At 61.7% G+C, this 13,255-nt stretch carries 9 protein-coding genes and 2 pseudogenes; 4 read left to right on the top strand and 7 right to left on the bottom strand.

Going from position 1 to position 13,255, the window contains the following annotated elements; genetic code table 11:
• Positions 1-17 precede the first annotated feature (17 nt).
• On the top strand, positions 18-2,501 hold the full coding sequence (locus N6H05_RS27870; protein ID WP_004212907.1) for a TonB-dependent receptor: 2,484 nt from the start codon (positions 18-20) through the stop codon (positions 2,499-2,501).
• A gap of 727 nt (positions 2,502-3,228) precedes the next feature.
• Here N6H05_RS27870 and N6H05_RS27865 read toward each other — a convergent pair.
• Positions 3,229-4,347, bottom strand: coding sequence for a glycerophosphodiester phosphodiesterase (locus N6H05_RS27865; protein ID WP_004212909.1), 1,119 nt, complete (start codon positions 4,345-4,347; stop codon positions 3,229-3,231).
• On the bottom strand, positions 4,347-6,752 hold the full coding sequence (locus N6H05_RS27860) for a TonB-dependent receptor (RefSeq protein WP_502958988.1): 2,406 nt from the start codon (positions 6,750-6,752) through the stop codon (positions 4,347-4,349). Before N6H05_RS27860 ends, N6H05_RS27865 begins: the two co-directional genes overlap by 1 nt.
• Positions 6,753-6,826: 74 nt before the next feature.
• Between N6H05_RS27860 and N6H05_RS28365 the strand changes: the two are divergent.
• Positions 6,827-7,617 (top strand): annotated as a pseudogene (locus tag N6H05_RS28365) (IS5 family transposase).
• 455 nt (positions 7,618-8,072) lie between these two features.
• Here the strand turns inward: N6H05_RS28365 and N6H05_RS27845 are convergent.
• Positions 8,073-8,255, bottom strand: coding sequence for a hypothetical protein (locus N6H05_RS27845; protein ID WP_143058613.1), 183 nt, complete (start codon positions 8,253-8,255; stop codon positions 8,073-8,075).
• A 171-nt stretch (positions 8,256-8,426) separates the two neighbouring features.
• Between N6H05_RS27845 and N6H05_RS27840 the strand changes: the two genes are divergently transcribed.
• The gene (locus N6H05_RS27840) at positions 8,427-8,696 is read left to right on the top strand and encodes a hypothetical protein (protein ID WP_004212913.1); all 270 of its coding nucleotides are present in this window, start codon (positions 8,427-8,429) and stop codon (positions 8,694-8,696) included.
• Here N6H05_RS27840 and N6H05_RS27835 read toward each other — a convergent pair.
• From N6H05_RS27835 to istB, 3 genes and pseudogenes are all read right to left on the bottom strand, one after another.
• Positions 8,689-10,389, bottom strand: a complete 1,701-nt coding sequence (locus N6H05_RS27835) for an alkaline phosphatase D family protein (RefSeq protein ID WP_004212915.1) — start codon at positions 10,387-10,389, stop codon at positions 8,689-8,691. The two genes, N6H05_RS27840 and N6H05_RS27835, sit on opposite strands and share 8 nt — an antisense overlap.
• Positions 10,389-11,543 (bottom strand): TonB-dependent receptor, encoded by a 1,155-nt coding sequence (locus tag N6H05_RS27830; RefSeq protein ID WP_004212916.1) that lies wholly within the window; start codon positions 11,541-11,543, stop codon positions 10,389-10,391. The genes N6H05_RS27835 and N6H05_RS27830 overlap by 1 nt, the downstream gene beginning before the upstream one ends.
• A gap of 72 nt (positions 11,544-11,615) precedes the next feature.
• Positions 11,616-11,954 (bottom strand): annotated as a pseudogene (gene istB, locus N6H05_RS27825) (IS21-like element ISSsp5 family helper ATPase IstB); the annotation flags it as partial.
• Here istB and N6H05_RS27820 point away from each other — a divergent pair.
• Entirely contained in the window at positions 11,875-12,588 is a 714-nt protein-coding gene (locus tag N6H05_RS27820; protein ID WP_004212917.1) for a TonB-dependent receptor, read from the top strand. The pseudogene istB and the gene N6H05_RS27820 overlap by 80 nt on opposite strands.
• A 72-nt stretch (positions 12,589-12,660) precedes the next feature.
• Here N6H05_RS27820 and N6H05_RS27815 read toward each other — a convergent pair whose 3' ends face one another.
• Complete coding sequence (locus tag N6H05_RS27815; RefSeq protein WP_037474351.1) at positions 12,661-13,116, bottom strand: hypothetical protein; 456 nt, start codon at positions 13,114-13,116, stop codon at positions 12,661-12,663.
• Between the last annotated feature and the right edge of the window lie 139 nt (positions 13,117-13,255).

Genomic DNA, 13,255 nt, shown 5'->3' with positions numbered 1-13,255 from the left:
TCCATCGGAGGGCAATAATGAGTTTTCATGTCGTCGCACTACCCTTGATCCTCGCCGCGGCGCCCGCCAGTGCCGCGAGCGATCGCGCTATCGCCTTCAACATCCCGGCGCAGAATATGGCGACGTCGCTGAACGAGTTCGGTCGGCAGGCCGGCGTGCAGATGGTCTTCCCCTATGACGCCATCGCCGGTCGCCGCTCGATCGCGCTCAAGGGGCGCTTTTCCCGTGCCGAGGCGCTGCGCCGCCTGATCGCCGGACGAGGCGTGGCCATTTCCTACGAGGGCGCGGCGATGATCTCGCTCGCCGTCGCCAAGGCGCCGACCGAATTGTCGGCTGCCGAAGCGGGGGCGGGCGTTGCGGGTGGCGGTGACATCATCGTCACCGCGCAAAAGCGGGTCGAAGACCTGTCGAAAGTACCGCAGGCGATCACCGTCGTTTCGGGCGTGGAAGCGGCAGAACGCAAGATTACCGATTTCGCCAGTCTGGTCGATGAAGTACCGGGCCTGTCGATCAACTACAGCACGGGCGGCGAAAGCTATGGCCTGCTGACCATCCGCGGGATCGGCGGCGCCGACGACTACAAGCCCAATGGCAGCCCGTCGGTCGCCCTTCATGTGGACGGCGTCTATCAAAGCTCCAACGCCTATCTCGGCATGCCTCTGTTCGATCTGGAGCGGATCGAGGTGCTGCGTGGGCCGCAGGGCACTCTCTATGGCCGCAACACCACGGCCGGCGTCGTCAACGCGATCACGCGCGGCGGCCGCGACACGTTCGACGGCTATGCCGATGTGCGTTATGGCAGCTATGACAGCCTGCGCGCGGAAGCGGCGATCGGCGGTCCGGTCAGCGACAATATGCGCGTGCGACTGGCAGTGATGACCGATCAGGGCGGCGGCTTCATGAACGGGAAGGGCGCGGGCGATCTGGCGGGCGCGCAACTGAGCGTCGGCGGCGTGGTCCAGAGACAGGTGCCTGCGATCAACGATCCGGGCGCACGCAAGGGCTTTGGCGACAAGGATCTGTTCGCCGCGCGCGGTACGGTGGATATCGATTTCGGTCCAGATACCAGTCTGACGCTGAAGGCCTTTGCCAGTCGCGACCGTGGCGATGCCCGTCAATATGACCGCATCAGCGCAGCGGAGGACAGCAGTGTTCTCAATGCCGGCGAAGATAAAGACCCCTACAGCTTCTATTCGCGGGCCTATTTTCAGCAACGGATCGACATCAAAGGCGCGTCCGCACAATTTTCGCACCTGCTGAACGATGCCACCCGCTTCGACATGGTCGCCGGCTGGCAGTCGAGCCAGCGCAATATCGGCGGCAATGGCGATGGCACGCCCTATCCCCAATATGAATATCTGTTCGATGAAGATCTGAGCCAGGCATCGCTCGAAATGCGCCTGCGCAACGAGCAGCAGGGGCGTTTCAACTGGTTGATCGGCGGCTTCTACATGAGCGACAAGATCGACTATCAGAGCCAATGGACCAGCTGGGCCGCGCGGACCATATATCATAATGTCCATAATCAGCGCCGCCGTAGCGCCGCGCTGTTCGGTCAGGCTGATTATGAGTTGTTGCCCAAGATCAAGCTGACGCTGGGCCTGCGCTATACCAAGGACGATGTGGATTCGCAGGGCCGCAACATCGACGATAACCCTTGGGGCATATCCAATTACGCCACATTTTTCGCGACGACGCCCAATTTTCAGTGGGACAAGCAGTTCAAGGATGACGACCTGTCCGGCCGTGCTGCCGCGCAGTGGTTCATCACCGACGATTTGAATGTCTTCGCGTCGGTCGCGCGCGGCTATCGTTCGGGCGGCTTTGATGGCACGTCGATCATGACGCTGGCCGAGACGGAGCCGTTCCAGTCCGAGACGGTCTGGGCTTATGAAGCGGGCGTGCGTTATTATAAAGGGCCGATCCGTCTGTCGCTTGACGCCTTCGCCAATGATTTCGACAATCTTCAGGCGACGACGCGCCTCGACAATGACACCAACGGCCGCACTAATGTCGGTAAGGCCAAGACCCGCGGCTTCGAAGCCGCACTGGACGTCAACCTGCTGAACAGCGGCGGGCACAAACTCGATTTCGACGCATCGGGCACCTATCTCTATTCGAAGATCACCGAGTTTAATTCCAACCGCATCGCCGATGTGACCGCGACTGTCGGCGATCCGCTGCCCGGTGCGCCGAAATGGACCGGTCGGGTCGGCCTCGTCCACAGCTACAGATTCGGTGATGGCTGGGTGCTAAAGAGCCGCGCCAACATCTTCCATCATGGCAAGGAATCGAACCGCCTGAACGCGGTCGTCGGCAACACCTCGCCGGCTTACACGCTGCTCAATGCCCGGATCGAGCTGGAATCGCCGCATGGCTGGTCGATCTATGCCATGGGCCGAAACATCACGGACGAAGTCTATTATCCCGAAATGAACGGCGCGTCGCGTATGGTCGGTGCGCCCGCCACCTATGCGATGGGCGTTCGCATGAGCTTCTAAAAACCGGCCGAAGGTGGCTCCGCTTATGCGGGGCCTCCAGCCTTCGGGTCGCCCGGTGAGGCGCCATCTGCCAATGCCTTGGCAGGTGGCGCCTTGTCATTATGGCGCATTTGTCCTGACGGGTAGAAGAGATCGGTCGATATCGGCAGCCAAACGGGCCGGAGGTAGCGCTAGGTGACGAGGCGGCTTCATTGCCGACGCCTATCCATCACCGTGGCAGCTTCAGATGGCATGGATCACCGCAGGCTGAAAGCGACGAGGATCGTCAGCTCGACGACATCAGGCTCTCGGCGGGAATTGCCGGCAGGGGCTGGGCACGTATGAGCATATCGAGTGCGGCCTGATCCAGGTCGAAAGATCACGATTCCCCGACGATAGCAGAGGATGGCACCATGCGGACGCGGTTCACGCCGAAGCATATATGGGCGGTGCCCTGCTGACGAATTGCACGGGCGCGGGCCGGGTTCCAGATGCACTAGGATCAGGCTTTCCCAATCAGGCCTGACGTGACTGGAAAGCCGATCGACGTTGGGAGCAACTGCGCGCGCCGGCTCGGGTGGCGCAACCAACGGCTGCAATTCGACCACAAGCGGCGCGAAGATCCGAAACTGCGATCGGGCTTGCAGATGGTCAAGAGAAGTGGACTTGCTGTGGCTGGCCAGTCCAGATGGCGATCAAATGACCGGTAGAGGTGAATTTGGAATAGGCAGTTTTTATTCTCTCTATCCTAGGAAATCGCACGCCGTCCCAAAGCCGGATCGTCTGTGAAGATCGCATCGACACCCGTTGCAAGATAGCGCTGCATCTCTGCAATGCTGCCTTCTTCGTTGCGCGCGGAAACGCCTTTGTCGCTGCGAAAATCGGCGGCCAGGAACTGATTTTCCGGGCGGAAGGTCCAGATGCTGACGAGAAGGCCCGCCGCATGTGCGGCATCGACGAGCCCCGTGGGTTTTGTCAGGCGCTGATCCTCGTCCACAGGAATGATCATCCGGACATGGGGCGCAAGATAATCTGCATAGCTGGCGATTTCGGAAAGACCTGCGGGCGTCAGCATATCGCGATAGAAGCGCTTGTTGCCCGCCGCCTGCACATCGGCCGGCATCTGGGCCGGGTCGCCGATCAACTGGGCCAGCTGGATGTTGGGATAGGCGCCGATCCTGCCGCGCAACGCGCGTAGATTAGCGACCTCGAACGACTGGATGGCGAACGGCGCGCGTTGCAGATAGGCGCTCTTGCCGATGATATCGATCAGCCGCTGCTCCTGTTGCAGGCCGATGCCTGCGAAATAGGTGGAATGCTTGATCTCCGGGATCAGGCCGATGGTCCGGCCGCGCGCGGCGGATTCGGCCGCCACGAAATCGGCGATTTCCTCCATCGACACGATCTGGAATGCGCCGTCATAGGATTGGCTTTCGGGCCGTATGGCGCCCAGCCGCTCTTTCGCGCGTAACGTCTTGAGTTCCGCGAAGGTGAAATCCTCCGTGAACCAACCTTCCTGTCGCTCGCCGTCGATCGTTTTGACCGTCTTGCGCGCGGCAAAATCGGCCCGGGCGGCAACGTCGCTGGTTTCCGCGATATTATTCTCGTGCCGCGCGACCAGCACGCCGTCCTTCGTAGCGACCAGGTCAGGCTCGACATAGTCGGCCCCGTCTTGGATCGCCTTGGCATAGGCGGCAAGCGTATGTTCTGGGCGCAGCGCCGATGCGCCGCGATGGGCGATGAGCAGCGGCGGACCCTTGCGACGGGCAGGGGCGGCGATCGCTGCCCCCACATCCGTCGCAAATGCGGCGGTCAGGCCGGCACCCGCCTGAAGCAGCGAACGGCGGGATACCGACCTGTCCTGCATCAGTAGTTCACCGACAATGTGGCGAACCACTGGCGCGGCGGGATTGGGTAGACATTGTAATTGTTGGTGTTCGCACTCGCCTGCACCGTCGATGCACCCGTCGTGTCGAACAGGTTGGTGACGTTCAGGCTGATCTCCGCCTTTTGCAGGCCGACCATGCTGGCGGGCAGGCGATAAGCGATCCGGGCGCTGGCCTGGAACACCGACTTGACCGATGCATCGTTGGTGAAGGTGGTGACACGGCGGCCGACATAGTCGCCGATCATCTGGGCATCGAAATCGCCGAGCGTCAGCGTCGCAACCGTCTTGTTCATCCACTTCGGGCTGACAGGGATCAGCTTGCCGCCGGTGGGCACGACGCCGCCCACGGTCGCGATGCCGCCGATCCGCGTGCCAGTCGCGGCGCCAGTGATAGTGCTATAGTCGCTGTCGTAGATGGAGCGGTTGTAGGACACGGCGTTGTAGAGCGAGAAGACCTGCCCGAAGCGCAGCGTCAGCGCCGCGTCGATACCGTCCGTCTTCACGCCGCCGACGTTGAACACGGCGGGTGTGCCGCCGCTGATGCCACTGCCGCCGATGCCGCCGATCGCGCCGGGAGGCGTGATGCCAAGCAGGCGATCGCTGAAATCGACATGATAATAGTTCACCTGCGCTTCGATCCCGGTCAGGAACGAACTGTCGATGGTCCGGCGGCTGCGTAGGCCGATTTCATAGACCCAGGAGGTTTCGGGGCGGCCATTGAACTTCAGATTGTCGAATGCCGCCTGGCTGCCGCTGCTCCACGGCGTGACGCCGCCGCCGCCATAAGGCTGGAAGTGGCGCAGGTTCTTCTGCACGTTGACATAGACCTGCTCGCTGTCGGTGAAGTCCCACTTCGCGCCGATCGCGGGCAGGAACCAGCGCTTGGTGTTGATCTCGCCTTCGGGCAGGGCGCTTGCCGAACCAGGCAGCGATCCGATGATCGGCTGGACCGGGAAGGTGCCGCTGGCAAATTGCAGGCTGGACTTGAAACCGCCCTGGACCAGCAGGCTGGGCGTGACCTGCCAGCTGTCCTGCACATGAAGTTGCAGAACATTGGTGCGCATCTCGCTGGCATATTGGGTGAACAGCGGATCATGCGGCGGCAGCGAATAGGGGTTGTAGTCCTGCGGCCGGGTCACATTGAGCGCATACCAGTTCCGATAGGCGGCCGAGCTGTTATATTCGTACCACGCACCAAGCTGAATCTGATGGTTGCCCAACGTCGCGTCGATCGAGGACAGGATGCCGCCGCGATCGATGCGATATTCGGTGGTACGGATCGCATAGCCCGAATTGCCGGTGGCCGTCTTCAGATTCTGGCCGGGGAAATAGAGCGAGAACAGGTTGGGCAGGCCCGCGACCGTGATCGGTCCGGCGACGATGCCCGCGCCGTCATTATTATGATAATATACCTGGTTCGACCAGTCGACTTGGTCGGACAGATGGGCCTGATATTTGATGTAGCCCAGATAATCGGTCCGGATCGCGGCGCTGTAATAGTTGCGATAATTCTGCGCCTCGGCGGCCGGCACATTGCCGCTGGCGTTCAGATAAGCGACCGCGCCGGCGAAATCGGGGTAGAAGAAGGGGCGGGTATAGGGCTGATAGGCCTGCGCCGCATTGGTAGGGTTCTTGAAGACGGTGGTCGCGTCCTCATTGGGTTCCTGCTTGTCGGAATAGCTGAAATAGGCGGTCAGCTTGCCATTGCTGTCGTCATGGACGAATTTGGCGTTGGCGGCCCAGCCCTTCTGCTTGCCGCGGAAATCCCAGGCGCGCGCACGATGGCGCAGGACCGAGACATAGCCGCTATTGCCGTCGCCAAACTCGCCGCTGTCGAGGCGAACGAATGTGCGGGCCGTCCCGTAGCTGCCGAAAGTGTGGTTCAACTGTGCGCCCATCTGCTGGCGCGGATCGCTGGAGAAATTCTCGATCCCGCCGCCCAGGTTGCTGGTCGACGCGATGCCCAGTTCCGCGGTGCCGGTGGCGACAACGACGCTGCCGACATTTTCGGAGATGATAGCGCGCTGCGGAGAGAGGCCGTTGAAATTGCCGTAGCTCTGATCGCCCAGCGGCACGCCGTCCAGGGTATGGCCCAACTGCTGAGCGCTGAAGCCATGGATGAAGAGCGAGGCGTTCTGCTCGTTGTTGCCCCACGGATCGGCAGTCACATACATGACACCCGGCAGGGTCTGGATCGCCTTGAACGGCGCAACGCCCGGCAGGATCTTCTGGATTTCGGTTGTGGTAATGGCGGTCGCAGAGCGTGTAGCCTTAACACCGGTCACGACGATGGACGTTGCCTCGCCATCGACCTGCGCCGCTTGGTCTGCTGCGGGCGTGGGCGTCTGCGAAAAAGCGGGCGCGCTTACTACCAGAGCGAGCAGGCCGGCACTGCCTAGGTTTCGTGGACAAAGGTTGACAGCAGGATCGGGCGTTGATTCAAGGCTGCCTTTTGGAGGTGGCGTTGGGCGAGCGTATTGGGCTGACGGAGGACGAGTGGGGGATCATCGGCACATTACTGCCATCTGAGCGTGGTCGTGGCTGTCGTCCAGCACAGGACAACCGGCTGTATTTCGAAGGCATGATGTGGATCGCCCGCACAGGTTCGCAATGGCGCCACTTGCCGGATGAATATGGCAAGTGGAACAGCGTTTTCCGCCGCTACCGGCGCTGGGTTACGACCGGGGTGTTCGAGGCGATGCTCGAGACACTGGGCGAAATGGTGGCTCGTGATGCCACTGCGGACATGATCGACAGCACCGTGGTCCGAGCACATCATTGTGCCGTCGGCATAAAAAAGGGACTCAGGAAACCGAGGCGCTTGGCCGATCGCGAGGCGGATTCAGCACAAAGCTCCACGCCCGCTGCGATGCCAAAGGCCGACCGCTCGGCTTTGTCCTGACGCCGGGCCAGAGCCACGATATCCAAGGCTTTGGCCCGCTGTTCCGTTTGATTGCTCATAAGATCGAGGCATTGTTGGCGGACAAGGGCTACGATGCAGATGCCATCCGCGAGGAATTGGCCAATGCTGACGTTGAGGCTGTCATTCCCGCCAAAAGCAATCGGCGCGATCCAATCCCACACGATCGCGAAAAATACCGTTGGCGCAATCTTGTCGAACGCCTCTTCAACAAACTCAAGAACTGGCGGCGTATCGCAACTCGATACGACAAAACCAAAGAGTCCTACCTCGGCTTCGTCAATCTCGTCTCAGCCCTGCAATGGATACCCTTTGTCCACGAAACCTAGCAGGCAGGCGCGCGAACGCGTGTGCAAAATATTCATGACCCAATATCCCCAAAGCAGCGCGCAATTTCGCACTTGCAGCATCGCGTTAAATGGAGCGAGTTGCGATTTCCGGTCCGTTTCGGGTCGATTTGATGACATTTGGGCGGCGGACATGTTGCATTGCGTCCTGACGCTTATGATGGCGGTCAAGGTGCGGTGTAGGTCCGAATTTCGGCGAGAGATATCAGGCGTGGCTGTGTATTGGTCCGTCTGCGCTCAGTAAGTAGCCCAAGCTTTTCGGTAAGGGGAAAGTTCGCAGGCGAGCATCGGGCATTGTGCAGCAAATGACGATAGTGGGTTGGGCTCAGAGACTATTTTCTCCCGAGCCGATAGTTGTTGTGCCCGGTTGCTATGCCGTGAGTCAGTTTTACGGATAGAATCTCTCGTACAAAAAAGTCCGCGTCGTAATTTGTAACTCAATCATCATCAGATCCTGCAAGGCGGTCGTTCCATGTCAGCGACAAGCCGTTCATGAAAGGAGCAAGAAAAGCGCCTTTGAGCGCCAGCGACCTCGCGGTCTTTTCCTCGTCGATGTGGATGTACCAAGGCAATCGAGACTCCTTGGTCCCGATACTGCTGCGCCGGGAACTGGTGCTCATCCTGTTGCTCTATGCGGGCGCTCGGCGCCGCCGACGCGGCAGAAGGGGCGGTGACGCTCTTCTTCATAGAGGAGGCACTGGGGATTCACGGGTGGACCGGGGCGCTGCTGCTGGCCCATCTGCTCATCCGCAGTTTCGCATGGGGTGCGGACTATATAGCTGCTGCGGGCGATGGTGTCGGATCTGGTGCGATCGGGCGGCAATGGCTTTGCTGCCACGCACTATGCGCCGTTCAATGTCGCGAACAAGCTCGCCGCCGCGCTGGGCGTTTTCGGGGCGCTCACGGCGCTCGCCTTTATCGGCTTCCTGCCGGGTGCCGCGCATGGGCTAGGCGAAACCACCTTGCGGGCGATCTACGCGCTGCCCTCATGCCTGGCTGGCCTCATCGGCCTGCTGGCACTGCGCCGGATCGCTCCGACGCAGTGCCGTTCGGTCAGCTGATCTCCCAGCCGCTCAACCCATCTTCGGCGATCCGTGCGCTGGCATGGCGCGCGATGTCGAGCTTTCCGATCGCCTGGCGCGGCGTTAGGACGCGGACGAAGTCGGCCTCCACCCGGTCGCGTGTCAGCGATACCGTTACGAAACCAACGGCATTGGTGTCGCACCAGCGTATATCGCGATTGTCGTGGACAAAGGCGTCGCCGACCGGCCCCGACGGCAGGAGCAGTTCCCCGATCGAAGGACCGGTCAGCGTGGAGGCGGAAAGCTCGAGACCAATCCGGCGGTCCCCGCGATGGGGTTCGTTGATCCAGGCCATGTGACTGTCGCCCGACAGCACGAGCAGGTTCGCGCCGCTTTTCTCGAACTGGTCGTACAGCTTGTCCCGCTCGCCGGCATAGCCGTCCCAGGAATCGACATTGAGAAGCGGCAGGCCATAGCGCGTCAGGGCGTACATCGGCGCCAGCGCTACCTTGCCATCGGGAAACTTCGTCAGATCGGGATAGACGTAGCTGGACAGGATGGTCGCGCTGCCGAACAGGAACCACGGGCGGCGAGCATCCTTATGGGCCTTCAGTTCGTCCGCCAGCCATGCGCATTGTTCCGCGCCGATCATTTCGCGCGCGGGATCGGCAAGTTTCTCGCGGAAGGCTGCGACATCGGGTTCGCGCGTGACGCCTTGCGGCAGGGCCTTGAGGTCGAGTGTCTTGAGTTCCGCCGGGTCGGATATCACCCGCTCCCCACTGCCGCGCCGGTCGACAACATGCCAGTCGAGATCCTTGGCCAGCGACAATTGCTGCTGGCGGGCCTTGAGCCGGGTTTCGGGCAGGGCCAGCGTCGCGAGATCGCCGAACGCGAAGCTGCGGGTGATGCCATAGGGATCGGAAGTGACAGGATCGCGGATCGGCATCCATTCCAGATAGGCATGAACCGCCGCAGCCTTGCGCTCCTCCCAGTCGCCGTTGGCCGCCGGATCGTGATGCTGGGCACCATGCATCCAGTCGTCGTTCGCGATTTCATGGTCGTCCCACATGCAAATCCACGACGCGCGGGCATGGGCGTCGCGCAGGGCCGGATCACGACGCCACTGTGCATAGCGTGCGCGATAGTCGGCGAGCGTGACCGTGTCGTGCGTTGGCTCGATCGCCCGAACATCCATGAGTGCGGGCATCGAGTTGGCGCCATATTCGTAAATATAGTCGCCCACGAAGAGGATGAGGTCCACCGCTTCCCGATCGGCAATGGCCCGGTAGGCGTGAAATTCGCCGAACATATACATGGCGCAGCAGGCGAGCACGATATCGAGACGATCGATGCGTCCCGTTGGCAGGGTTTTTGCCCGCCCGATCGCCGATACCGTGTCCATGGCACGGAAGCGGTAGAAATATTCGCGGCCCGCCTTCAGGCCGGAGGCGATCACCTTGACCGTATGGTCCCGCGCCGCCGATGTGCTGAACGATCCGCGCGCAGCGATGCGCGTGAACAGTTCATCCTCGGCCATTTCCCATGTGCCGCTGACCGGCCCATGGGCAGGATCGGTCACGCGGGTCCACAGCAGGACGCTGTCGGCATGCGGATCGCCGCTCGCCACGCCATGCGCGAAGACCATGTTCGTTTTTGCCCCGGCGGGACCGGCGGCGAGCAAAAGCCCGCCCGCCGCCGATCCCGCAAGAACGCCGCGCCGCGTCAGCGCCATCAGAAACGCGCCCCGAGCGAAACGCCCCAGGTGCGCGGCGTGCCGCTGAATGCCTGCGTCGCCGATCCGCCGGTCGTGTAATCGACATCGGCGATGTTGCGCACGAAGCCGGCCACGGTCCAGCGCTGGTCGATCTTGAGATCGATGCGCGCATTGACGAGCGCGAAGTCCCCGACCGGCGCCGTATTGTCGAGATCGCCATAATAGGCATCGACGTAGCGGGCATCGACCTGAGGCGTCAGCGTCATGCGATCGTTCAGCGCGAACTCGTAGCGGATCGAGCCGTTCAGCGTCATGTTCGGCGCGAACGGCAAGTCGTTGCCCAGGCGCGCCTTTTCGGCAGCGGTGATCGCCTCGATCGCGGTGACCTTCGTGTCGAGCAGCGCGACGCCGAAATTGATGGTCATCGGGCGCACCGGGCGGATCGTGAAGCTGGCCTCGCCGCCATAGCTGCGCGCCTTGCCCACATTGGTGCGTACGCTGGTGGTGGCGCCATCATAGGTGCGGAAGGAACCGGCCTGAATGTTCGAGAAATCATAATAGAAGCCCGCAACTTCGAACTGCACAGGGCCGCGCGCAGGCATGAACTTCACCCCGCCTTCATAGGCCCATACGCTTTCCGACTTGAATGCATCGGCTTCGGGGGTCGACCAGATCGTGCTGCCGTCGAAACCGCCGGCACGGAAGCCGCGTCCGACCGAGCCATAGACCCGTGCATCCTCGCTCAGTTCATACGTGACCGTGGCGCGACCCGAAGGGCTCGTCTCACTGAGCTTGTTGTCGAATTCGGCGGGCAGGGCGAACACCAGCGATCCGATCGACACGCCATAGGGGTTGAGATCATGCGTGTAGCCGCTGAAGCGGTTCTTTTCGTTGCTGATGCGCACGCCCAGATCGGCACGAAGGCGCGGCGCGACCTTGAAATCGACGTCTGCGAAGGCCGCGAGGCTTTCGCGCCGCTGCAGATAGTTCGCTTCGAACACGGTACGGAAGGTGTCGGCGCCGTCCAGCGTGCTGAACAGGCTGATCTTGTCCTTGAACCAGGCACCGCCGACCGTCCAGTTGATGTTGCCCTTGTCGCGATTCTGCAGCCGTGCCTCGATTGTCAACGGCGGAGCAAAAGTCGGCCATTCGGCGGCGTAAAACCAGGCCATCGTGTTACATGCCGGGGGGAGTGGCGTGAGGGCGTAGCCCGAGGGCCACTCCCCCCGGCATTGGTGTAATTTTCAGGGTCTGGTTTTGGCCTTGCGGGCCCGGCTGTGCGCGAGGCGATAGCTTTCGCCGTTCATCTCGAGGATGCTGACGTGATGGGTCAGGCGATCGAGGAGCGCGCCTGTGAGACGCTCAGATCCGAAGGTTTCGGTCCATTCGTCGAAGGGCAGGTTGCTGGTGATGAAGGTGGAGCCGCGTTCGTAACGCTGGGAGATCAGCTCGAACAACAGTTCGGCGCCGGTCTTGGAGAGCGGCACAAAGCCCAGTTCGTCGATGATGAGCAGCTTGTATCCGGCCATCTGCTTCTGGAAGCGCAGAAGACGGCGCTCGTCGCGGGCCTCCATCATTTCGCTGCAGTCGGGGGATCAATTCTCATCGCTCGATGTCACCAGCGCCGCGCTGGAGCCGGAGAGGTTCGACAATTACGAGCTTGGCCTCAAATGGGATATCCGCCCGACGCTGAACCTGACCGCCGCCATCTACCAGCTTGACCGCACCAACACCCGCGCGGCCGACCCCAATGACCCCGCACGGACGGTGCTCACGGGCGCGCAGCGCAGCAAAGGGCTCGAACTCGGCCTTAGCGGCGCGATCACACCCCAGTGGCAGATCAGCGCGGGCTATGCGCTGCAGGACGCGACAATTCGCAAAACGACGAGTGCCGCCCCGGCCGGGCGCGAGGTTCCGCTGGTTCCAAAACAACAGGCTTCGCTCTGGACGCGTTACGACCTCACCCCACGCTTGGGGGCCGGCGCCGGTGTCTACCACCAGTCGAAAAGCTTCACGTCCATCAGCAACACCGCCATCCTGCCCGCCTTCACCCGCGTCGATGCCGCCGCATTCTTCAAGCTCACCCCCCAGATCGAGGCGCAAATCAACGTCGAGAATCTGCTTAACAGCGATTATTTCTCGTCCGCCTACAACGACAACAACATCATGCCCGGCGCGCCGACGACGGTGCGCGCAACGGTTAGAATGAGATTATAACGGTGTTGGCCAACTTGGTCGGGTGCGGATCAAGCCGCCCTCGCAAAAGTCGGTGAGACGCCGCTGGCCGGTTTAGAAACCAGTCTTCGCCGATGGATCACAGGACTGGCGCATGAACTCCAGGGCATCACCGACGCGGCGCACCGCGTCGTTGTCCCCGACGAATATATCGAGACCCTCGTAGGGCTGCGCGCCCCCTTTGATCTCCACCGACGCCTGGGGCGCGTTGGCCGAGTAAAGCGGTCGGATCGCAACCACCTGATCTAGTTTCACGCTGAGGGCGCTTTTGTCGGCGAGCGTGAGCGTAACGAGGCAACCACCTTTCACTCCTACGCTCGTGATCCTGCTGTTCCGCACGAAACCCGGCCAAGGCTTTGCGACGGCTGTGCCGCGGGTCAGCATGTCCTGGACGAACTTCGACGCACCCGCGGCGGTTCGTGGTTTGGCGGGCACCACCTGCTGAGCCGCCACGGGCGCTGCGCTTCCGAGCGAAAGTGCGTAGATCAATAGGTCAGGACGATGGGGCATCAGTGAACTTTAGCCGACCTTAGTCCTGCGTGGCGATAGGCGGAGGCGGCGCGGGCGCCTGATGCCGGGCGGGAAACAACGGCACGCCACCCCTATGATGGCCGTAGCCGTAATCACCTACGTCGAGCTGGAGAAGGCA

Origin of the sequence: Sphingobium sp. WTD-1, from assembly GCF_030128825.1 — a bacterium.
In the GTDB taxonomy this organism is placed as follows: Bacteria; Pseudomonadota; Alphaproteobacteria; order Sphingomonadales; family Sphingomonadaceae; genus Sphingobium.
The sequence above is the reverse complement of the archived record's forward strand: the minus strand, read 5'-3'. Positions and strand labels throughout refer to the sequence as shown.